General features: G+C 74.9%; 17 protein-coding genes. 7 read left to right on the top strand and 10 right to left on the bottom strand.

Annotation, left to right across the window (positions count from 1 at the left end):
* Nucleotides 1-35 precede the first annotated feature (35 nt).
* From D7294_RS32655 to D7294_RS22635, 3 genes are all read left to right on the top strand, one after another.
* Entirely contained in the window at nt 36-236 is a 201-nt protein-coding gene (locus D7294_RS32655) for a hypothetical protein (protein ID WP_206619545.1), read from the top strand.
* A gap of 331 nt (nt 237-567) precedes the next feature.
* Nucleotides 568-2859, top strand: a complete 2292-nt coding sequence (locus tag D7294_RS22640) for an NACHT domain-containing protein (protein WP_120682683.1) — start codon at nt 568-570, stop codon at nt 2857-2859.
* A 183-nt stretch (nt 2860-3042) separates the two neighbouring features.
* On the top strand, nt 3043-4731 hold the full coding sequence (locus tag D7294_RS22635) for an ABC transporter substrate-binding protein (RefSeq protein WP_120682681.1): 1689 nt from the start codon (nt 3043-3045) through the stop codon (nt 4729-4731).
* A gap of 30 nt (nt 4732-4761) precedes the next feature.
* Here D7294_RS22635 and D7294_RS22630 read toward each other — a convergent pair whose 3' ends face one another.
* Nucleotides 4762-5214: a PGPGW domain-containing protein gene (locus D7294_RS22630; RefSeq protein ID WP_120682679.1), complete on the bottom strand. Its 453-nt coding sequence runs from the start codon at nt 5212-5214 to the stop codon at nt 4762-4764.
* A 547-nt stretch (nt 5215-5761) separates the two neighbouring features.
* On the opposite strand from D7294_RS22630, the gene D7294_RS22625 reads away from it, so the two are divergent.
* Entirely contained in the window at nt 5762-6850 is a 1089-nt protein-coding gene (locus D7294_RS22625; RefSeq protein ID WP_120682805.1) for a LacI family DNA-binding transcriptional regulator, read from the top strand.
* Nucleotides 6851-6951: 101 nt separating this feature from the next.
* Here D7294_RS22625 and D7294_RS22620 read toward each other — a convergent pair whose 3' ends face one another.
* The 6 genes from D7294_RS22620 to D7294_RS22595 form a co-directional block, all read right to left on the bottom strand.
* Nucleotides 6952-7698: a cupin domain-containing protein gene (locus D7294_RS22620; RefSeq protein WP_120682677.1), complete on the bottom strand. Its 747-nt coding sequence runs from the start codon at nt 7696-7698 to the stop codon at nt 6952-6954.
* Complete coding sequence (locus tag D7294_RS22615; RefSeq protein WP_120682675.1) at nt 7692-8630, bottom strand: DUF6807 domain-containing protein; 939 nt, start codon at nt 8628-8630, stop codon at nt 7692-7694. The genes D7294_RS22620 and D7294_RS22615 overlap by 7 nt, the downstream gene beginning before the upstream one ends.
* On the bottom strand, nt 8627-9778 hold the full coding sequence (locus D7294_RS22610; RefSeq protein ID WP_241562556.1) for a Gfo/Idh/MocA family protein: 1152 nt from the start codon (nt 9776-9778) through the stop codon (nt 8627-8629). The genes D7294_RS22615 and D7294_RS22610 overlap by 4 nt, the downstream gene beginning before the upstream one ends.
* A gap of 165 nt (nt 9779-9943) precedes the next feature.
* Nucleotides 9944-11266 carry an ABC transporter substrate-binding protein gene (locus tag D7294_RS22605; RefSeq protein WP_120682671.1) on the bottom strand — a complete coding sequence of 441 codons (1323 nt, stop codon included), beginning with the start codon at nt 11264-11266 and terminating at the stop codon, nt 9944-9946.
* Nucleotides 11267-11298: 32 nt separating this feature from the next.
* Nucleotides 11299-12222, bottom strand: a complete 924-nt coding sequence (locus D7294_RS22600) for a carbohydrate ABC transporter permease (RefSeq protein WP_120682669.1) — start codon at nt 12220-12222, stop codon at nt 11299-11301.
* Entirely contained in the window at nt 12215-13159 is a 945-nt protein-coding gene (locus tag D7294_RS22595; RefSeq protein WP_120682667.1) for a carbohydrate ABC transporter permease, read from the bottom strand. The genes D7294_RS22600 and D7294_RS22595 overlap by 8 nt, the downstream gene beginning before the upstream one ends.
* Before the next feature lie 979 nt (nt 13160-14138).
* Here D7294_RS22595 and D7294_RS22590 point away from each other — a divergent pair.
* Together D7294_RS22590 and D7294_RS22585 are read left to right on the top strand one after the other, a co-directional pair.
* The gene (locus D7294_RS22590) at nt 14139-14732 is read left to right on the top strand and encodes a lytic polysaccharide monooxygenase auxiliary activity family 9 protein (RefSeq protein ID WP_120682665.1); all 594 of its coding nucleotides are present in this window, start codon (nt 14139-14141) and stop codon (nt 14730-14732) included.
* Between the two features lie 335 nt (nt 14733-15067).
* Nucleotides 15068-17047 (top strand): hypothetical protein, encoded by a 1980-nt coding sequence (locus D7294_RS22585; protein ID WP_241562569.1) that lies wholly within the window; start codon nt 15068-15070, stop codon nt 17045-17047.
* A gap of 59 nt (nt 17048-17106) precedes the next feature.
* Here the strand turns inward: D7294_RS22585 and D7294_RS22580 are convergent, their stop codons facing one another.
* Nucleotides 17107-18747, bottom strand: a complete 1641-nt coding sequence (locus tag D7294_RS22580) for a translation initiation factor 2 (protein ID WP_120682660.1) — start codon at nt 18745-18747, stop codon at nt 17107-17109.
* Between the two features lie 250 nt (nt 18748-18997).
* Here D7294_RS22580 and D7294_RS22575 point away from each other — a divergent pair, with 250 nt between their 5' ends.
* Entirely contained in the window at nt 18998-19462 is a 465-nt protein-coding gene (locus tag D7294_RS22575; protein WP_120682803.1) for a hypothetical protein, read from the top strand.
* 35 nt (nt 19463-19497) lie between these two features.
* Here the strand turns inward: D7294_RS22575 and D7294_RS22570 are convergent, their stop codons facing one another.
* Together D7294_RS22570 and D7294_RS33785 are read right to left on the bottom strand one after the other, a co-directional pair.
* Nucleotides 19498-20217 (bottom strand): response regulator, encoded by a 720-nt coding sequence (locus D7294_RS22570; RefSeq protein WP_120682658.1) that lies wholly within the window; start codon nt 20215-20217, stop codon nt 19498-19500.
* On the bottom strand, nt 20214-21518 hold the full coding sequence (locus tag D7294_RS33785; RefSeq protein ID WP_277751110.1) for a sensor histidine kinase: 1305 nt from the start codon (nt 21516-21518) through the stop codon (nt 20214-20216). Before D7294_RS33785 ends, D7294_RS22570 begins: the two co-directional genes overlap by 4 nt.
* Nucleotides 21519-21528 lie beyond the last annotated feature (10 nt).

Genomic DNA, 21528 nt, shown 5'->3' with positions numbered 1-21528 from the left:
TACCTCGCCGACACGCCGATCCGCGTGGACTCCGCGTGGACAAGGCCACGCTCGCCTCGGCGAAGAAGCGGGATCTCCAGGGGCGTTTCGTGCTCCAGACCACGGAGGGCCGCACCTTCCGCTTCACCATCCTGCCCTCGGTGCCGAAGATCGCCGCGGGCTTTTACCAGCTGCCGGTCGACCAGAGGGAGGAGTACGAGGCGTTCGCCTCCGTGCGCGACGCGCTCCTCGCCTGAGCGGTGAAGCCCGGCGGGAGGCCGCCGGGCCCCACCGCCCCCGAAGCCGGCCGGAGGGAGACCGGCCGGCGCCCGGCGGCGTCCGCACACGGCCCGAGGGGGGCGCGGACGCCGCCGCGGCACCGCCGCCGCGGCCCGCCCACCGCGCCGGGGCCGGGCGCCCGGCGGCCCGAACTCCGGGCAGCCCAGGGCGAGTTGCATGGGCTTCACAACCAGTCATGTGCGTGACACCATGAGCGAGGTAGGTGGGTGTGCACCGGGCCGGGCGGACGGCCACGACCCCTGACGCAGCCTCATCGCCGGGCGACGGTCGCGAGGGCGGGGGCAAAGTGTGCAGACGCGGCAGGCGGACATCCCGTGGCTCCAGCGCGCCGGACTGGTCTACGGACTGCTGACGCTGGTCGCGCTCTCCGGCTCCCTGCTGCTGGCCCGCGCCTACGACCTCCACGAGACGGCGGTGGCCACCGTCGCCGCGCTGCCGATGTCGTACCTGTCCTGGCTGACCTTCCGGCAGAACGCCGCCCAGGCCGAGCGCAGGCCCGCCGGGGACGCGGTGGACCGGGCGGCCGAGGACCTCGCCCGGGACAGGTGGGACCAGTGGGACGAGGAGGCCCGCAACCGCAAGGTGCTGCCCAGTCCCATCCGGGTGCCCTGGGCCTGGACGTCGCGGCCGGTGAAGGACTCGATGGACTCGGTGCTCAGGGACGACGCGTTCCCCCCGCTCCCCGGGGTCCCCGCCGCCGAGGCCGGCGCGCTGCGCCGGGGCGAGGTGGCCGGCGGCCTGTACTCCGTGTACGCCGGGCTGCGTTCCGGCCGGGTCGTGCTGCTGGGCGGCGCGGGCGACGGCAAGTCGGACGCGGCGCTGCTGACCGCCTGGGAGGCGCTGAAGCGGCGCCGCGCGCTGGACGCCGGAGCCGGGGCGCGGGTGCCGGTGCCGGTGCTGCTTTCGGCCCGCGAGTGGAATCCGGCGGAGGAGGAGATCGCCGACTGGGTCGCCGACCGGCTCCGCGCCGACTTCCGCTGGCTCAACGCCCGCACCGCGCGGGAACTGGTGAACAGCGGCCGGATCGCACTCTTCCTCGACGGCTTCGACGAGATGGACGCCCCGTTGCGGCGCGCGGCCATCGCAAGGCTGAACCGGCGCCTCCCCTTCCGGCTGCTGCTGTTCTCCCGTACCGAGGAGTTCGCCGATGCGGTCACCAGGGAAAGACTGCACGGCGCGGCCGTTCTCGAACTCGCCCCGGTGGAGACCGAGGACGCGGTGCGGTTCCTCACCGAATACGCGGCCGATCCCGTCCCCGAGGCGTGGCGGCGGCTGATGACGGACCTGCGGCGGCGGCCGGCGGGCCCCCTCGCCCAGGCGCTCGGCTCCCCGCTGCTGCTGACGCTGGTGCGGGACACCTACGCCGGGGGCACCGATGAGGTCGCCGAGTTGCTCACCCGGGAGTTCGCCGACCGGGCCGCGGTCGAGGCGTTCCTGCTGCGGCGTTTCCTGGAGATCGCCTACCCCGCAGACCCCTCCGGCCCCACCGCCCGCTCGTCCGGGGGCCCCGGCTACCACCAGGCCGACGTCAGGCGCTGGCTCGGCTACCTCGCCCACCGGCTGTCCGAAGGCCGCAGGGAGGGCCTGGACTGGCGGCGGATGCACTGGTGGGCGCCGGCCTGGCCGCGGGTGCTGGCGATCGGGGTGATCGGCATGCTCGCCGGGGTGCTCGTCGGCGCGGTGACCTACGGGCCCGCCGGGGACTACGCGACGTTCGGCAGGAGCGGCGCCCGATTCGGGGCCCTGTACACCGGGGCCCTCGGACTGACCTTCGGCACCGCAGTCGGCGCCCTCTCGGAGAGCCGCGGCCCGCGCCCCCGCCGCCCGGCCCGGCCCGGCGGGCCCGGCCGCACCCTCGTCTCCACGGGCAACCCCGGGGTCGGCGCGGTCGTCGGCCTCGGCGTCGCGATCACCGCGGGCAACATGACGGACCACCTCTACGGGGCGGCCGCCGGGCTGGTGGCCGGGCTCACGGCCGTCTTCGACTCGGCGCGCGAGCGGCCGGCGAGGCGGTCGCGGTGGAGCCTCCCGCCGGCCCGCCTGGCCCTGGCCTCCGGATGCACCACGGGGCTGCCCGTCGGGGTGGCCTACTGGCTGGGCAACGGCCTGGCCGCCGGTCTTGAGGCCGGCCTCTTCAGCGCCTGTGCCGCCGCGCTGATCGTCGGGGCGGCCCGGCCCTCGGCCCGGCCGGAGCCGCGCACGGACCCGCCCACCTCCTGGTCCCTCGACCTGCGGCAGGCCGCCGTGTTCGGCCTGCTCACCGGGCTGTGCGTGGGCCTGCCCCACGGGATCGCCAACGGCCTGGACAGCGGCCTGCAAACGGGCCTGGTCGGCAGCGCGGGGCACATCCTGCTTGCCGGGCTCGCCGGGACGGCCGGCATGTCGGACAACTGGCGTACCACGCTGCTCTTCCTCCAGCTCCACGCGCGCCGCGAACTCCGTTTCCCCGTACGGGGGATGCGCTTCCTCCGGGACGCCCACCGGCAACGCGTCCTGCGGGCGGACGGCCCGCGCTACGAGTTCCGCCACGGCCGGCTCCGCGAGGCTCTCGCCGGCGAGTACCGCGACGGCGCCCGCTGACCCTCCGCCGGGCCCGGGCCGGGCGCGGCGGAACTCGTAGCGCGGCGGGCCCCGGGGGAGGGATGTGTCCCCCTGGGACGCCCGGAAACCAGGGGCGTTCCACCCCCTTGACTTACTTCATTTGGCGACTTAACAATTTTCCGCCCACGCCCCAACGCCGGGGCCGACGACGGGAGATACGCGATGAGCCTGAGAGCCGGACGGGTGCGGGCCGCGGTGGTCGGCGCGAGCGCCCTCGCGCTGCTGGTGGCCGGCTGCGGGGACTCCCCGGGCGGCGACGGCGGCTCCACGGCGGCCGACACGCTGATCGTCCCGGGGCAGAACGGCGACTACGTGCGCAACTTCAACCCGTACTCGCCGAACGCCATCGAGGGCTCGGGCACCATCTTCGAGTCGCTCTTCTACTTCAACCTCGCCGGCCGGAGCCAGGAGCCCACCCCGCTGCTCGGCACCGACTACGCCTGGAACGAGGACGGCACCGAGCTGTCGATCACGCTGCGCGACGGCGTCTCCTGGTCGGACGGCGAGGAGTTCACCGCGGACGACGTCAAGTTCACCTTCGACCTGCTCGCCTCGGGCGGCGTGCCCAACACCACCGGCTTCTCCGGCACCACCGAGGTGGTGGACCCCACCCACGTCCTCGTCTCCTTCGAGGGGCCGGCCTACATGGACGGCCCGCAACTCCTCGGCAAGATCTGGATCGTGCCCGAGCACCTCTGGAGCGCGATCGAGGACCCCGGCACCGACCCCGTCAACGAGCCGGTGGGCACCGGCCCCTACACGCTGACCGAGTTCAAGCCCCAGTCCTTCACGCTGACCGCCAACCCCGGCTACTGGGGCGGCGAACCGGCCCTGACGCACGTCAGGTACGACGCGCTCTCGGGCAACCAGGCGACCGCGGACGCCCTGTCCGCCGGCCAGGTCGACGTCTTCAGCGGGCCCGTCCCCGACATCGCCCACGTCGAGGAGGACTACCCGGGCTACCAGGCCATCACCGTGCCCATGAACCAGACGGTGCTCGACACCTGCGCCAACCCGGACCTCGGCTGCGAGGGCCCGCAGACCGACCCGGCCGTCCGGCGCGCCGTCTACTACGCGATGGACCGCGAGCAGCTCAACGCGCTCGCCTTCCAGGACACCGGCGGCGAGGTGTCCCCCGGCTTCGCCCTGCCGGAGCGCGACGCGGCCCTCGTCTCCGGCGAGCTGGAGGACCCGACCGCCCCGATGAGCGCCGACCAGGACCGGGTGGACGAGATCCTCACCGGCGCCGGCTACGCCCGCGACGGCGACGGCTTCTACGCCCGCGACGGCGAGCGGCTCTCCCTGACCGTCAAGGTCGTCGTCGGCTGGAACGACTACATCACCGCCCTCGACGTCCTCACCGAGCAGCTCGCCGCGGCCGGGATCGAGCTGACGGTGGCGCAGGTCTCCGCCAACGAGATGCTGGACGCCCGCGCCCGCGGCGACTTCGAGCTGCTGATCGACGCCCTCTACCCGGGCCCGGCCGCCGACCCGTACTACCTGTACAGCTACTTCTTCGGCTCGGAGAACACCGCCGAGGTGGGCGAGTCCGCCTCGACCAACTACTCCCGCTACTCCGTGCCCGAGGTCGACGCGGCCATCGAGGCCCTGCGCCGGACGGACCCCGCGGACACCGAGGCGCGCCGGGCGCACTACGACGCCATCCAGGCGCGCATCGAGCAGGACATGCCCTACATCCCGCTGCTGACGGCGGGCACGACGACGGAGTTCCACGCCGAGAAGTTCGGCGGCTGGCCCTCGGCGGAGGACATGTACGCCTTCCCCGCCACCTGGAGCCACCCCGACCAGGCCATCCTCTACACGCACCTGAGGCCGGCGCACAAGGACTGACGCCCCAACGGCCCGGGCCGCGACCCGGCCTCAGCGCCCCCGTCCGTCCCGCGGCTCAGGGCCGGACGGCGGGCGCTCCCCACGGGCCCGCTGCACGCGCACCTGCTGCCTGCTCCACACCAGCAGGACGCAGAGCAGGGCGGAGGAGATCATCAGGGCGACCCCGGTGCTCCAGCCGCTGAACGGCAGCGCCGGCACCAGGCCCCACACCACGCCCGCCCCGGCCAGGGCGAGGGCGGTCGCCACGGAACCCGCGATCCGCCAGGGCGAGGAGACGCTGTCCTCCGCGGCCTTCATGGCGCGCTCCCGCACCGGGGCCACGAAACGCGCCACGCCGGGGAACTCCTGCGCCAGGACCACGAGACCGGCCAGTACCAGCAACAGCCCCGGCCCGGGAAGCACCAGCAGCGCCAGCCCGGCCAGCACCAGCAGGCCGCCCACGGTCAGGGCGAGGGCCCGCCGGAAGGCCCGTCCGTACTGCATGCCGCTGCTCCCGTCGTGGCCGAGGACGGCGTCTGGTGACAGCCGAGATGTGGCGCTTTGCCGGGTTTCATCGTATGCGGCCCCCGCGGGCGCCGCGGACGGCCGGGACGGGCGGCCCCGCCCCCTCACCCGAGGGGTCGACTTCCCGCCGTCTTACCGCCCTGTTTCCGCCGCCTTTCCGCCCGCGCGGCCCGTCCCGCGATTTCGCCCGCGCCCACCGCGCCCATTCGGGGAGGCGCCTGCGCCGGCGGCTTTCCCCCTTTCCGGGGCCGCCCCGGCATTCGAAGGGAGAAGGCGCAGGCGGTTTTCCGGGAGCGCCCGGTTTTCTGGGAAGCGGGGAAGCAGGAGAGAAGGCCGGGCAGCGCAGGGGCGCGGGGCGCGCCGCGGGCCGGGCCGGAAGGGCGGGCGTGTTTCCGGCCCGCGGGAGATTCCCGAATCCGGCCGGCCGGGCCCGCCTTCCCCGGCCGCGCAACCCGGCCGTTCCGGCGGGAGAATTCGCGCCACCCTGCCACTTACGGCGAGGCGTGCGGCGGATAGGGTGGCGGACATGGTAAAGAAGCCGCCCGGGGAACCGCGCGCCAGGAAGAAGCCGCCGACCATTTACGAGGTGGCCAAACTCGCGGGCGTGTCGCACCAGACGGTGTCCCGCTTCCTGCACAAGGACCCCACCATGCGCCCGGAGACCACCCGGCGGGTGGAACAGGCGGTCGCCGAACTGGGATACCGGCCCAACCGGGCGGCGCGGACGATGCGCACCCGCAGGACCCACCGGATCACCGTCATCCTCCCCGGCAGCGCGGAACGCGTGCCCACCCGGGTCCTGTCCGGGGCCGCGGCCGCGGCGCACGAGGCGGGCTACCTCCTGGACGTGGTCAGCCTCGAAGGGGACGCCGCCACCCGCACGTCCCGCCTCGAGGCGCTGCTGCAGCCGGAAAGCACCGACGGCATCCTGTCGTTCACCTCGCTCGGCAGCAGCTTCGGCGGGCTTGCGCTGTCCGACTTCCCGGTGCCGATCGTCGTGGACGGCGTCTACGACGACAACATGCGCACCCTCGGCTTCTTCGCCGAGGGCTCGCGCGCCGCCGAGCTGCTGCGGTACCTCGCGGAGCGAGGGCACCGCCGCTTCGCCCACGTCGCGGGCCCCGCCGAGTGGTCCTCCGCCAGGGACCGGCGCGCGGTGTACGAGGCGACCGTCGCCGATCTTGGGCTCGAATCCCGCGCGCTGATCGAGGGCGACTGGAGCGTCGAGTCCGGCTGGCACGCCGCCCGGGAGGTCATCGCGCGCTCCGGCGCCACCGCGGTGTTCGCCGCCTCCGACCAGGTCGCCTACGGGGTCATCACCGGGCTGCAGAGCGTCGGGCTGCGGGTGCCGGAGGACGTCAGCGTCTTCGGCTGGGACGATCTGGAACTCAGCCGCTTCTTCCGCCCCTCCCTCACCACCATCAGCGAGGACCGGGAACGCCAGGGGCGCGAGGCGGTGCGCCGGCTGCTCGCCCTGCTGCGCGGCGAACCCGACTTCGGCCCCCAGGAGATGACGAACTTCAACCGCATCATCCTGCGCGACTCCACGGGCCCGGCGCCCGCCGGCCCCACCCGCGCGGGGCGCGCCCGCACGGGGCGCACCCGCGGCTCCTGAGCCGCGCCGCGGCGCCGCCCGCCCCGCCCCGGCGGGACGCCGGCCCCCCGCACTCCGGCGGGCGCGCGGGCGCGCGAGGCACCCGCGCGCCCGCCGCGCGCTCAGTCGCCGGACTGGGGGAGCGTGACTCCGGGCAGCGCGTACTCGTCGCGCCGCCCGCACATCCCGTACCCGCCCAGCCGCGTGGGGCGGGCGCCGAACGCCGTGGCCTCGGCCAGATACCGCGGATCGCCCGCCTCCAGGGCGTCGAGCTGCGCGCCGGTGCGCTCCGCCGCGGCCAGGGCCCCGGCCCGCCACAGCTCCCGCCAGGTGGGCACCCTGGCGCGGACCAGGCGGGCAGCCGCCTGCTGAAACCGCAGGTAGGGCTCGTTGTCCCCGGCCTGCAGGGCCTCGCGCAGCGGCAGGAAGCCCGCCACCGCCAGGTCCCGGCGCCTGCGGGCCGCGGCCGCCACCTCCGGGCCCGTCCCGGCCGGGAGCGCGGCCGCGGCGGCGTACCGCTCGGGGTCCTCCAGCACCTCGGTGGGGAAGGTGAACACCGCGTCCCCCGCCTCCGGCAGCCCGCTGTTCTGCATCAGCACCGTGATCCGCAGCCCGCCGCCCTGCACCATGCGGTGCACGGTGCCGGGCGTGAACCAGGCGACCGACCCCGCCTCCAGCGGGAGGTCGCGGTAGCCGTCGGGGCTGAGCGTCTGCACCGCGCCCCGGCCCGCCGTCACCACGTAGCCTTCCGTGCACACCAGGTGCAGGTGCGGGCTGCCGCCGCACACCCCGTCCGCCGCCTCCCAGTCGTAGGCGGACAGGTGCGAGAGGCCCACGGCCCCCGGCAGCGGATGCGGCAGGCTCACCACGGCAGGCCCTCCAGGTGCTCGGCGACGCGGTCGCTCTCCCAGGCGCCGTCGGCGACGAGGACGCGATAGCGGAAGGAGAAGGTCTCCCCGGGAGCCAGCGCGAACTCCTCGAAGAAGGCCCAGGAGAAGGCTACCGTCGGGATCGGCTCCGACCGCACGAACCAGTGGGAGGGGTGGATCGCCGCAGGACCCGAGTTCTCCGGCGCGTGCGCGAACACCAGCGTGGAGTGCGCGGAGACGTCGTCGTGCTCGGCGGTGAACGCGATCCACGGGACCTCGGCCGCCGGGAGGCCCATGACCGCCTGGTCGGCGGCCGGGCCCTGGGGCGTGAGCACCCGGCCCCCGGTGAAGTCCCGCGGACCGCGCCACTGCAGCCCCGTGTAGCCGGCCGCCTCGCGGCCCGCGGTGGTCGGGGAGCCGAAGTGCAGGGGCTCGGCACGGAGGTTGGTCAGCCGGATCGCCCAGTCCAGGGCCCAGGCCCCGGCCTCCTCGTCCACGGAGTGGACGGTGATCCCGCGGCGCTCGCGGGCCCACTCCTGCCCCTCGTGGCTGAGCCAGGTGAGGTCCTCGGCCAGTTCGCAGGACTCCTCCGTGGCCCGCAGCGCCGCGAAGGCGTCGTGGCGCATGGAGCCGACCAGTTCGGGGACCCGCTGGTAGCCCCGCCCGGGCCCCAGGTAGGAGTTCCCGCCCCAGAAGTTCTGCCCCGACAGGTGACTCGCCGTCATCTGCAGGCCCTTGTGCCAGCGGTGGTCGCTCGGCCGGTAGCCCGAGACGAGGTTGCCGCCCAGCGTGCGCAGCGGGTGCAGGTAGGGCTTCCGCGACTCGAAGGGGTCCGGGTCCGGCCGGTAGACGTAGGACAGGATCTCGGTGCCCGCGGCGGCGATCCGGATGCGTTCGCCGTGCGTGTGGACGACGGAGAGACGGGGGGTCACTTCTGCTCCCTTGGGGCCCAGTCGGGGTGGTTTCCGTGCATGGCTTCGTGGAACGGATCGCCGGTCGCGATCTCGCCCGCCTTCACCGGCAGGCCGGTGAAGGCCGCCTTGTAGAGGGCCGCCGCGAACTCGACGGTGCGGCGGGCGTCGGGGCCGCTGCCGGGGGGACGCTCCCCGCGCTCGTAGGCGTCCAGCAGGGCGCCGAGCTGGGCGGCGTGGGAACTGGGCAGGTCGGCCGCGGGGGTGCGCCAGCGGGCGACGCGCGCCTCGTCCGCAAGGCCGGGGCGCGGGGTGTAGACCCAGTCCTCGTTGCGGTGGCCGTAGAGGTGGGTCAGCTCCACGGTCGCGTCGGCGCAGTCGATCCGGATGCGGCTGACCTCGTCCGGGGACAGCACGCTGTTGACCACGGTGGCCACCGCCCCGTTCGCGAACCGCACCAGCGCCGTGGACACGTCCTCGCTCTCCACGTCGTGCACCAGGCGCGCGGCCATCGCCCTGACCTCGGTCCAGTCCCCGAGCAGATGCAGCAGCAGGTCGTACTGGTGTATGCCGTGTCCCATGGTCGGGCCGCCGCCCTCGCTGTCCCAGCGGCCGCGCCAGGGCACCTCGTAGTAGGCCGTGTCGCGGTACCAGGTGGTCTGGCAGTGCGCCACCAGCGGGGCGCCGAGCGCGCCCGCCGCGATGAGCTCGCGGGCGTGGACGGCGCCCGAGCCGTACCGGTGCTGGAAGACCACCGAGGCGTAGGCGCCCGAGGACTTCTCCGCCTCGGCGATCGCGTCGTACTCCGCCAGCGACAGGCACAGCGGCTTCTCGCACAGCACCCAGGCGCCGGCCTGAAGCGCGGCCACCGTCTGCGCCCGGTGCAGCGAGGGGGGCGTGCCGATCAGCACCAGGTCGGGGCGGGCACGTTCCAGCATCGCGCCGAGGTCGTCGTAGCCCGCCACGTCCGGCATCCCGAGGGCGCCGGCCGCCTCGCGGAAGGCGTCGAGCCTGCCGCGGTCGACGTCGACCGCGGCGACCAGTTCGGCCCGCCCGGCGTGGGCGTGCAGGGCGGCCAGGTGGTTTCCCCGGGCGATGCCGCCCGTGCCGACGGCGGCGACGCGCAGCCGGGGCGGGCGAGAGGGCGAGGAGGGCACTGAAGAGGACACTGCAAGGGCTCCTGAGAGAACGAGCGGGGCAGGTACCCGCGCTCAAGTGAACGATCACACAGTCGGGTTGTGGTGGTTTCCGAGGGCGAGGACGGTGGCGGGACGGGCCCGGTGCCCGTTGCCGCCCGGTGCCGTTGCCGCGCCGGGGCACGGCAACGGCGGCGGTCAGCCGGCGGCGTTGATGGAGTCCCCCAGTTCGTTGAGGAACGCCTCGGCCGCCTCCCGCGGGGAGGACTCGCCGAAGAGGACCTCCTGGTTGTAGCGGGCGAGGACGGTCTCGATGGCGCTGGCCCCGGCCGGGGTGATGGGCGGGGTCTCGCCCACCTCGTCGGACATGGCCTCGGTGAAGGCCAGCGCCTCCCGGCCGCTGTCGTCGAGGGTGGGCTCGATGGCCCGCCGGAAGGCGGGGTTGCCCGGTTCGCCGCGGTCCAGGCCGAACAGCTCGCCGACGCGGGTGTCGTTGGTGAGGAAGTCGATCAGGAGCGCGGCCTCGGCCGGGTGCCTCGAAGTGGAGGCGGCGGCCCAGTACATGCTGGGCTTGAGGTACTGGAAACCGGGCTCGGTGTCGGAATCGGCGGGCCAGTTGACGAGGGCGAAGTCGTAGTCGGGGGCGGCGGCCTGGTAGGCGCTGAACTGGCCCGCGGGGATGAAGGACATGGCGGTTTTGCCGGTGACCAGGTCGGACTGGTCCAGGGGCAGGCCCACCTTCTCGGTGAGCTGCGCGGCGGACGGGGCGGCCCCGCTGTCGATGAAGTCGAGCTCGCGCTGCCAGTAACCCGCCAGCAGATCCGGGTCGATGGCGAGCTTCCCCTCCTCGTCGAACAGCCGCCCCCCGTGCTGGCGGGCCCAGACGGTGAGGCTGAAGGAGTCGCTGCCGAAGGGGCTGATGCCGTGGACCTCGCCGCCGGAGGCCTCGGTCAGCCGGGTGGCGGCGCGCTCCATGTCCTCCCAGGTCCAGTGCGAGGTGTCGGGCAGCGGAACGCCGTACTGCTCGAAGAGGGTGGTGTTGACGATGACGCCGTTGGTGGTGCCGCCGGTGGGCACGGCGTAGAGGTCGCCGTCCACGCGGCCGGCGTCCAGCATCTTGTCGCCGAGGGCGGAGGTGTCCAGGATGTTGGCGACGGTGGACAGGTCGAGCAGGGCCCCGCGGTCGGCGTAGGAGGCCAGGTACAGCTGGTCGAACTGGCTGACGTCGGGCATGTCGCCGGCGGCCGTGGTGGTGGCCATGCGGTCCCAGTACCCGTTCCAGTCGGAGTACTGCGGCTCGACGTGGATGTTGGGGTGCTCCTGCTCGAAGAGGTCGATGGCGTCGAGGGTCTGCTGGGTCCTGGCGTCGGCCCCCCACCAGTTGAAGGTGATGGTCACCTCCCCGTCGGAGAGCTCCGGGTTCTGCACGGGGTCCGCGCCCACGCCGCAGCCGGCGAGGAGCAGACCCGCGGCCGCGGCGGCGAGGCCCGCGCGGGCGCCGCTTCGCACACGATGGGTCATGTTCTTGCCTTTCTGGCCTTTCCGGGGGCCGGCTACTTGCCGCCGGTGGTGGCGATGCCGCGGAGGAGGAATCGCTGGCCGAACAGGAACACCAGGAATACGGGGACGAGGGAGACGATGCTCATGGCGAACATGCCGCCGTAGTCGGAGGTGCTCTGGGCGTCGATGAAGGAGCGCAGGGCCACGGGCACGGTGTACAGGTCGGGCTTGGTGATGAAGATCAGCTGGGTGAAGAAGTCGTTCCAGGTCCAGATGAAGGTGAAGATGGCGGTGGTGGCCAGGGCCGGGATCATGAGCGGGAGCATGATCTGGGCGTAGATGCGCGCGTGGCCCGCCCCGTCGATCCTGGCGGCCTCGTCCAGCTCGCGCGGGATGCCGCGGATGAACTGGACCATCAGGAACACGAAGAACGCGTCGGTGGCCAGGAATTTCGGCACGATCAGCGGGAGATAGGTGTTGATCCAGCCCAGCTGCGCGTAGACGACGTACTGGGGAATGATCAGCACGTGTATGGGGAGCATGATCGTGATCAGCATGGCGGCGAACGCGAGCCGCCGGGCGCGGAATTGGAGGCGGGCGAACGCGTAGGCGGCCATCGAGCAGGAGATGAGGTTGCCGACGACCGAGCCGAGGACGACCAGGAAGGAGTTCAGCAGGTAGGTGCTGAAGGGATAGGCGAGCGCGTCCCAGCCGGTGGGGTAGTGGTCGAAGTCGAAGGTGTCGACGAAAAGGCCCGAGCTGGTGAAGATGTCGTCGTTGGGCCGTATCGAGCTGGCCACCATCCACAGCAGCGGATAGAGCATGAGCAGGCACACGGCTATCAGGCAGGCGTGCTTGACGATGCTCGCGAACCGCCGCCTGGCGGAATTCCTGCGGCGCCCGGGGGCCGGGGCCGCCTGGTCCCGCGCCGGGCGCGCGGGGTCGCGGTGGGGAAGGGTGGCGAGGGCGTCAGTCATTGTAGAAGACCCAGAATCTCGAGGCCCAGAAATTGAGTGCCGTGAAGGCTCCGATGATGATCAGCAGGAGCCAGGCGAGCGCGGAGGCGTATCCCATGCGGAAGCTGGTGAAGCCCTCCTGGTACAGGTAGAGCGAGAAGAACAGCGTGGAGTCGCTGGGCCCGCCGGTTCCGCCGGAGACGATGTACGCCTGCGTGAAGGACTGGAAGCTGCCGATGATCCCGAGGACGAGATTGAAGAAGATGATCGGGCTCAGCAGCGGAAGAGTGATCGAGAACAGCTGACGGATGCGGGAGGCGCCCTCGGTGGAGGCGGCCTCGTACAGCTCGCGGGGTATCTGCCGCAGGCCGGCGAGGAAGATGACCATCGGGGCGCCGAAGGTCCACACGTGCAGGATGATCAACGTGCCCAGGGCGGTGTCGGGTTCGGACACCCAGCCGCGCCCCTCGACCCCGAAGAGCGAGAGGAAGGCGTTGACCAGGCCCTCGGCGCCGAACACCAGGCGCCACAGCACGGCGATCGCCACGCTCGCCCCCAGCAGCGAGGGCAGGTAGAGCACCGAGCGGTACAGGGAGAGGCCGCGCACGCCGCGGTCCAGCAGCAGGGCGAGGGCCAGCGCGAGGGCCAGCTGGAGCGGGACCGAGACGATCACGTAGGTGAAGGTGACCTGGAGCGAATGCGCCAGCCGGTCGTCGGTGAACATCCGGCGGATGTTGTCCAGGCCGGTGAACTTCGGGTCCTGCAGCAGGTTGTAGTCCGTGAACGCCAGGTACAGCGAGGCGATCATCGGCCCGATCGTGATGCCGAAGAGCCCCAGCAGCCACGGCGTGAGGAAGACCGCGGCGGCCTTCGTGTCCCGCGTCTGCTCGCGCTTCTCCGCGGCGCTGAGCCGGCCCGCCGGCCGCCGCAGCGTCCTGAACTCCCCGAGCGCGCTCATCCGATGACCGCCCCGGCCTGCCGTATGGCCCGCCCGGCGCGGCCGGGGCGGCGGGGCCCACGCCGGGGCGGCGCCGCTCCCACCTGCGGAGGTGGCGTGGTCACATCCATACCAGTGGTTCCTCTCCATTGAGCGAAGGGCACTGCACGCACGGCACCGCGGGGGAGGGGCGGTATTGCCGTTGCGTGACTCTAGAGTCCAAGTGATCGATCACACAAGCCTCTGCTCGTGAAGCCTCGGTCACCGTGGGTGTCTGCTGCGGGATCGCCGCAACCGGCCGCCCGCCCTTGTGGGTTCGCGTCCCCGGCTCGGCCGCGCGGCGCCCCTTCGGGGTGCCCGCGGGCGGTGGCCCACCGGGGCGCGCGGGGCGGTCCTGCCTGGTCCGGCGGCGTGCGCGGCTGCGGCGGCACCGGTCCTCCGCGCCGGGCGCGGCCACCGGTGGGGTGACCGGCCGTCAGGAATCCAGGCCGCCGCGCGCCCGTGGTCGCGCCCCTCTCCGGCGTGCCTCGCGGTCACGCTGCGGTACGGGCCGCGGGCGGCGTGCTGAACAGGGTGACGCCCTCCCGCCTCCGGAGTCAATCCCTCGGCGTCAGTTTTTGATGGAACTTCGATCGAATGTGAATCGAAACCTGATTGGAAATGTGGGAATTCTTGGGCGGTGTGCGCCCCTCGGGCCCCGGTGCGGGCCGTGGCGCTCCGGCGGCGGGGTCCGTGGCCGGCGCCGCCGGGGGCCCGGGGCGGGGGGTGGGCGCCCGGGCCGGCCGTGCGGCATGGCGGGCCGCCGCCCCGCCGCCCGCGGGCGCCCTGCCCGCGGCCGTGCCGCTGCCGCCTCCCGTCGCCTGTCCCGTCGCGTCATTGGTATGGACATGATGAGGAAGCGTTCGCTACGTTCGATTTGGTCCAGACCAAGGACCGGCGCTCGCTTCCCCCACCCCCGCACCCCGCCTCTCTCCACCCCCCACACCCAAGGGAGCGCATCATGCTCGGAAAGACCGGCGTTGCCCTCGCCGGGGCCGGCCTGGCCCTGGCCTCGGTCCTCGCCACCAGCGGCACCGCGCAGGCGCACGGCTACACCACCTCCCCGACCAGCCGCCAGTCCTACTGCGCCCAGGGCGTGGTGAGCGGCTGCGGCGAGATCGTCTGGGAGCCGCAGAGCGTCGAGGGCCCCAAGAACTTCCCCCAGGCGGGCCCCGCCGACGGGCAGATCTGCTCGGGCGGCAACAGCCGCTTCGCGCAACTCGACGACCCGCGCGGGGGCTCGTGGCCCGCCACGCACCTCACCGCGGGCGGCACCTACACCTTCAGCTGGACGTTCACCGTCGGGCACAGCACCAGCACCTTCGACTACTACCTCACCAACGACTCCTACGACCCCACCCGGCCGCTCACCCGCGCCGACCTGGACCCCGAGCCGTTCCTCCAGGTGAACCTGAACGGCGCCCGGCCCGGCGCGACCGAGCACCACACCGGGACCCTCCCCGCGGACCGCAGCGGCCGGCACCTGATCCTGGCCGTGTGGAACGTGGCCGACACGGGCAACGCGTTCTACGCCTGCTCCGACGTGGAGTTCTGACCGCGCACGCACCGGACCGCGCCGCGCCGGACCCCCGCCGGCGCCGTGCCGGGCGCGCCGCGGTCCTGGCGCCCGGCGCGCCGCACCCCCGCCGCGGGCCCGCGCCCCCAGCGCCGGCCCGCGGCGGGCCAGGCCGGCGCCGCGGCGCCCGCCCGCCGCGCAGCCTGCGAACCCCCGTGCGGGGCGCGGCCGTTCGCCGCCGGGCCGCAGGCGGCGGCGCGCCCGCGCGGCGGCGTTCCGCACCTCAGGGCGGCCCGGGCGCGGCGTTGAGCTCCCCAGGTCACGGTCGGTAGGCTCGGCGCCCTGGCATCCGGGAGCGGGGGGCGGACCCTTTGGTGTTTCACATCCGGCCCGAGACGGCGCACTTCGTCGACCGGGAGGACGAACAGGAACGGGCCCTGCGGGCCGTCGCGGAGTGGGGCGGGGGAGCATCCCGGCCGGTGACGCTCGCGGTGAGCGGGCTCGGCGGGGTCGGCAAGACCGAGCTGGCGTTCCGGATCGCCCGGCTGCTGCGGGAACGCTATGCCCCGGACGCCGTGCTGTACGTGGACCTCGACGAGGCCAGACGCGACGGCGCGGTGGAAGTCGCCGACGTCCTGGGCGAGTTGCTGCGGGATCTGGACGTGGCCCCGGAGTGGCTAGAGCGCTCGTTCGCGGCGCGCCGCCGGCAGTACTGGGCACGCACCGCCGACCGGCGGCTGGTGCTGATCGTGGACAACGCGCGGTTCGGCTCCGAGCTGCTGCCCCTGCTCCCGGCCTCGGGGGACAGCGTGGTCATCGTGGCCGGCCAGGCGCCCCTGCACGACCTGGCGGAGGGCGAGGCCGTCCGCATCCCCCTGGGACCGCTGGCGGAGCGGGACGGCACCGCGCTGTTGCGCGGCCTGGTGGACGACCCGCGGCTGGCCGCCGAGCCGGAGGCGGTGGCGGAGCTGGTCCGGCTCTGTTCCGGGCTCCCGGCGGCCCTGCACGTGGCGGCCGCGCGGATGCGCCGCCAGCGCCGCCGCCCCCTGTCGCGGCTGCTGGAGGGATGGACCGCCGACCTCGACGAAGAGGGACTGCCCGTGGTCGAGAAGGTGTGGGACGCGGCCTACGGGGAGTTGGGCCCCGACGCGGCCCTGCTCTACCGCCTGCTGGCGGACGTCCCCGCGGACGGCTGCCCGGCCGAGGCGGTGGTGGCCCTGCTGGGGCGCGGCCCCGAGGCCGCGGAAGAGGCGCTGGAGGACCTGGAGGCCGTCGGCCTGCTGGGCGGCGGCGCGGGGGAACGGGTGCGGCTGCCCGAGCTGCTTCGGGCGCACGCCCGGCGCCGGGCGCGGCGCGACGGCGCGCCCGCGGAGCGCGCCGCCGGGGTGCGCCGCATGGTGCGCTGGTACCTGCGGCAGGCGCAGCGGGCGGATGCCGCGGCCGCCGGCCCCCGGCTGACGCTCGCCGCGCCGGCCGGCCCCGTGCCGGACGCCCCCGACGTGCCCCTCCCCGAGGCCGGGGAGCGGGACGCGGCGCGCGAGGGGTACGGCTGGCTGGCGCGGGAGCGGCACGCCCTGCACGCGTGCGTGCGGCTGGCCTGCGAGGCGGAGCTGGACGCCGAGGCGTGGGCGCTGTGCGAGCCGCTGTGGACGCACTTCGTGGCCTTCCCCCAGCACGCGGCGGCCGTCGAGAGCTTCGGCCTCGGCGTGCGGGCCGCCCAGCGCCTGGGCGACGTGCGGGCCCTGGCGCGGCTGCGCTGCCAGCTGGCCAGGCCGCTGTGGGAGCTGGAGCGCTTCGACGAGGCGGAGGCGGAACTGCGGCAGGCCCTGGGCGCGGTCTCGGCCCTGGGCGAGGCGGCGCGGGACCGCAGACTGGCGGCCTCCGTCGTCGAGTTCGGCGGCATGCTGGCGGGAGCCCGCGGCGACTGGTCCGCCGCGGCCCGCGAGTTCGAGCGGTCCCGCGAAATGCACCGCGCGATCGGCAACGCCTACGGCGAGATGCTCCAGACCTACCGCCTGGGGGAGGCCCTGACCCGGCGCGGGGAGTACGACCGGGCCGCGGCCCTGCTGCGGCAGGCCCACGAGGCGGCCGGCGCGCTGGGCCGGGCGCGGATGACGGCCCGCACCGGCTTCGCACTGGGCCACGCGCTGCGCGGCCTCGGCCGCCGGGAGGAGGCCGCCGCGCGCTACCTGGCGGCGCTGGAGAGCGCACGCCTGCGGGGCTCGGAGCACGAGGAGGCGCGGGTCCTTGCCGCGCTGGCCGCTCTCGCCGAGGAGAGCGGGGACGCGGCGGCGGCGGCCGCGCACCGGCGGGCCGCCGACGCGATCCGGGAGCGCAACGGCGGCCTCGCCTGAGCCGGTTCGGCAGCGGGCGGCGGGTTCGGCCGGGGCGGGGCGGATCGGGCGGGGCCGGTTCAGCAGACCGCGGCGGCCTCGGCCGCCGTCGCCAGGCGCACCCGCACCGGGAAGGAACGCCCGCCGATCAGGCAGCTCAACTCGGCGGGCAGCGCGGCGCACCGGGGCAGCCAGGCGTGCACCCCGCTCAGCGCGGCGGCCGGGTCCGTGCGCACCAGCCGCCCGCCCTCGCGGCACGCCCCGACCCGCACGGAGAGCAGCGGGCCCGAGCGGGCACGGATCAGGCACCGCTCCTCGCCCAGCACGACGGCGGCCGCCCCGCAGCCGGGGTAGCGCTCCAGAACCTCCCCGATCCACCCGCCCGCCGTCCAGGCGGCGCTGTACGGCGCGCCGCCCGCGCCCGGCCCCGGCGAGGAGGCCCGGCGATACAGGAGGCCCGCGGACTGGGCGTGCCGTTCCCCGGCCGGGCCGTGCTCGGCGGCGAGGTGGTGGGCCGCGGCCTCGCCGTGCGCCGGGCGCCGCTCCACCTCGGCCTCGGTCCCGGCGGCGTCGCGCAGGCGCACCCGGACGGCGAAGGCGGAGGGCAGGCGCGCGGGCCCGGCCGGAAGCGGCAGCGGGCGCGCCTCGGCGGGAACCCGGGGCGGATCGAGGCCGAGCAGCGCGTACAGGCGTGCCCGCAGCAGGCCGAGCGCCCGGCCCCGTTCGGCGAACGCCGCATCGGCCGCCTCGCGCGCCCGCGCCGGCTCGAAGGCGGCCAGCTGCCCGGGCAGCGCCTGTGGCCCGAGGAAGCGCGGGGCGCGGGCGAGGAGGGCGGACATCGGGCTGCCGGGCAGCAGTTCGCCGCCGCCCTCGTAGGCACTCAGCACCGGGTGGCCGAGCGCCGCGGCGTACAGGGCGGTCGAGCCGTGATCGCTGAGGACGGCGTCGGCCGCCACGAGCACCGCGGCCCACTCCTCGTAGGGCTCGGGCAGCAGGAGCCCCGCCTCCAGGGCGGGGGAGAGGCACTCGGCCAGGCCGAGTTCCCCGAGCCTGCTGCGCTCGTTGGGATGCACCACCAGCGCCAACTGGTAGGCATCGAAGGGAAGTTGGGTCGCCAGCTCGCCGATGAGGCCGGGCCGGTGGTGCAGCAGGGACTCCGGGCCCCAGGTGGAGGTGACCACCAGCAGCGTGCGCCCACCGGTGCCGAGCGCGGCCCGGTAGCGCTCGCGCAACCCGCGCGAGGCCAGGAGCCGGTCCAGGGTCGGATCGCCGACGACGGTGGCGCGCTCCGCCGCCCGCGGGCTGAGGGCGGCGAGCCTGGAGACCTGACTGGGGTGGGCCAGCGCGTGCACCTCGGCGAGGGGGACGCCCCGGGACAGCAGGTAGGCCGGGTCGAGTCCCGAGGCGAGTCCCGGGGTGCCCTCGCCGTCCACCGACTTGCCGAAGCCCGCGCCGTGCGGCAGGAGCACCCGCCTGCCCCGCAGCCGGCTCAGCTCGCCCTTGGGGCTGGCCGCGAGCACCAGGTCGTAGTCACCCGCGAGCGCCCGCCCCCAGGGAACGCCGCGCGCCCCGGCGCGCTCCAGGGCGCCGAGGGCGTCGATCCCGAACGCGGAGCCGGGAACCAGGGTGAACTCCCGCACGATCCGGTCGTCCCCGGCGAACACCGGCAGCACATCCAGCAGCCGGTACAGCGCCGCCGCAGAACGCGCCGCAAACAACACGGCCCGTTGCCCGTTGCCCGTTGCCCGTCGCCCGTCGCCCGTCGCCCGTCGCCCGTCGCCCGTCGCCCGTCGCCCGTCGCCCGTCGCCCGTCGCCCGTCGCCCGAAGTATCCATCCTAATAAGGGGACTTCCGTGGGGCAATGTCCTCGCAGCTCAACGGGCCTTTTCGGAGCGGGACGGGCGGCATGCGGCGATCATACCGGCCCTGTGTTCGGACCGCTTTTCCGCTGATCACGGAATAATGCCCGGCATGGACGAGTGGGGAATCGCGCTCATCGCGGCCGGCTCGGCGCTCGCCGGCAGCCTCGTCACCGGCTGGTTCACCTGGATCGTCGGCAACCGGCAGGCCGAGGCGGCCAGGCACGCGGGCGACCGGCAGGCCGACGCCCTGCTCGACACGGTCCGCAGGACCCTGGAGGACGGGCGCGCCGTTCGGCTGCTCGACCTGCGCCGGCAGACGTACGTGCAGTTCCTCCAGGCCGCCCACGTCGCGCTTGTGGCCAGGAGAAGCCCGGGGAGGGCGGCGGAGGACGGGCAGTCGCTCGCGCGCGCCCTGGCCGCGGTGGAACTGGAGGGCCCCGGGGAGGTCGCCCACGCGGCCCGCGGCTTCGTCGCCTCCCTCTCCGGACACGTGCCCGTCGAGGAGATCGACCGCGCGAGGGACGCCTTCGCCGACGCGGCCCGCGCCGCCCTGTCCGCTCCCGTCCCTTCCTGAACGGCCCGCGTGCCCACGCCGCGCCGGGCGCCGGTTCAGGGCCGGGGGCCGGCGCGGTCCTCGGGGGGTCCGGCCGCCGTCACCAGCCCCGTCTCGTAGGCGCAGATGACCAGTTGCGCCCGGTCGCGCGCCCGGAGTTTGCTCAGCAGCCGCCCGATGTGGGTCTTGACGGTGCCGTGGCTGAGGTGGAGGTATCCGGCGATGTCGGCGTTGGACAGGCCGCGGGCCACGAGCACCAGCACTTCGCGCTCGCGGTCCGTGAGGTTCCCCGGCGAGGAGCCGGGCGCCGGGTGCAGGCGGGGCAGCCGGGCGAACTCGGCGATCAGGCGCCGGGTCACCGAGGGGGCCAGGAGGGACTCCCCGGCGGCGACCGTGCGGATGCCCGCGAGCAGCACCTCGGGGGTGGCGTCCTTGAGGAGGAACCCCGCCGCTCCGGCCCGCAAGGCGCCGTACACGTACTCGTCGAGGTCGAAGGTGGTCAGGACGAGGATGCGCGTCCCCGCCGCTCCGGGAGAGCCGGCCGTTCCTGAGGAGCCGGCCAGCTGCCGGGTCGCCTCGATTCCGTCCATGCCGGGCATCCTGACGTCCATCAGCACCACGTCGGGGCGCAGGCGCCGCGCCTGCTCGACCGCCTCCGCCCCGGTGCCCGCCTCGCCCACGGTGGTCAGCCCGGGGGCGGTGTCGATGAGCACCCGGAAGCTGGCCCGGAGCAGGGCCTGGTCGTCGGCGACGAGTACCCGGATCGGTTCGGTCACGCGGCGCTCTCCTCGGGGCCTGGGGCCACATCCTGCGCGGGCCCGGCGGACGCGGGCCCGGCGGACGCGGGTTCGGTGGCGGCGGGTTCGGTGGTGGCGGGTGGGGCGGACGCGGATGCCGCCGGGAGGCGGGCCGAGACGGCGAACCCGCCGCCGGGCCGGGGCCCGGCCCCGAGCGTTCCCCCGTACATCATCACCCGCTCCCGCATCCCCACCAGGCCGTGGCCGCCGCCGAGTTCCGCCCGGCCCGGCAGGGCCGCGTTCCCCGCCCCGTCGTCCACCACCTCGATCCGCACTCCGCCACGGTCGTCCGCGGCGACGACCACCTCGCAGCGCGCTCCGTCGCCGGCGTGCTTGATCACGTTGGTCAGGGCCTCCTGCACGATCCGGTGGACGGCCAGGGCCGTTCCCGCGGGGAGGGGGCCGCTCAGCCGGGTGCGGAGCGTGGCGCGGATGCCGGCCTCTGCTGCGCGCCGAACCAGCGCGGGCAGGTCCGCCACCCCGGGCGGGGGCGCGGTCTCGGCGGAGCCGGCGCTCCCGGTGTGCCCTCCCGCGGTGCCCCCGCGCAGCATGCCCAGGGCGCGCCGCATCTCGGACAGCGCCTCGCGGCCGGTCGCCTCGATCGCCCGGAGGGCGTCCCGCGTCTCCCCGGGGCGTTCGCCGGCCACGTGGTTGGCGACCGCGGCCTTGACGACGATCACGCTGAGGCTGTGCGAGACGATGTCGTGCAATTCGCGTGCGATCCGCAGGCGTTCACCGGCCAGCGCCTCCTCGGCGAGCCGCCGCTCCCGGCGGGCCGCCAGGAGCCGCCGCTCCCGCACGATCCGGCCCGCCGCCCAGGCCGCGCCGCCCGCCAGCCAGACGAACCCGGCGGTGCCCGCGGCCTCGGGCCACGGTCCCGACGGCGTCAGGGCCGCCTCCCCGGCGAGCACCGCGCCCGCGGAGACCAGGAGGGACAGGGCCAGCGCCCAGGCGGCCCTCCGCGTTGGCTCCAGGAGCGCCACGGCGTAGAGCGCCAGGGCGGGGGAGAGGTAGGGGTCGCGGGTGATGTCGAGGAGGGTCGCCGCCGCCGTGCCGCCCAGCACCGCCGCGAAGGCGGGCAGCGGCCACAGGCGCCGAACGGCCAGCGGCGCCCCCACGCACAGGGCGGCCAGCCAGCCCAGCCACGCCGGGCCGGCGAACCGGGGCAGGCCGTCCGAGCCGCCCTGCCCGGCCAGCGCCAGGTACGCGGCCGTCACGACCCCGGCCGCGCCGGCGTCGAGAACCAGCAGATGGGGCCCGGTCCGCAGCCGCCATGGCATCGTACGCACC

It is taken from the genome of Streptomyces hoynatensis (genome assembly GCF_003626535.1).
Classification (GTDB): Bacteria; Actinomycetota; Actinomycetes; order Streptomycetales; family Streptomycetaceae; genus Streptomyces; species Streptomyces hoynatensis.
This window is presented reverse-complemented; position numbering and strand designations above follow the sequence as displayed.

Excerpts from the sequence above, each read along its gene's own strand:
- D7294_RS22635 (WP_120682681.1), top strand. The coding sequence starts at position 3,043 with ATGAGCCTGAGAGCCGGACGGGTGCGGGCCGCGGTGGTCGGCGCGAGC.
- D7294_RS22630 (WP_120682679.1), bottom strand. The coding sequence starts at position 5,214 with ATGCAGTACGGACGGGCCTTCCGGCGGGCCCTCGCCCTGACCGTGGGC.
- D7294_RS22625 (WP_120682805.1), top strand. The coding sequence starts at position 5,762 with ATGGTAAAGAAGCCGCCCGGGGAACCGCGCGCCAGGAAGAAGCCGCCG.
- D7294_RS22605 (WP_120682671.1), bottom strand. The coding sequence starts at position 11,266 with ATGACCCATCGTGTGCGAAGCGGCGCCCGCGCGGGCCTCGCCGCCGCG.
- D7294_RS22600 (WP_120682669.1), bottom strand. The coding sequence starts at position 12,222 with ATGACTGACGCCCTCGCCACCCTTCCCCACCGCGACCCCGCGCGCCCG.
- D7294_RS22595 (WP_120682667.1), bottom strand. The coding sequence starts at position 13,159 with ATGAGCGCGCTCGGGGAGTTCAGGACGCTGCGGCGGCCGGCGGGCCGG.
- D7294_RS22590 (WP_120682665.1), top strand. The coding sequence starts at position 14,139 with ATGCTCGGAAAGACCGGCGTTGCCCTCGCCGGGGCCGGCCTGGCCCTG.
- D7294_RS22575 (WP_120682803.1), top strand. The coding sequence starts at position 18,998 with ATGGACGAGTGGGGAATCGCGCTCATCGCGGCCGGCTCGGCGCTCGCC.
- D7294_RS33785 (WP_277751110.1), bottom strand. The coding sequence starts at position 21,518 with ATGCCATGGCGGCTGCGGACCGGGCCCCATCTGCTGGTTCTCGACGCC.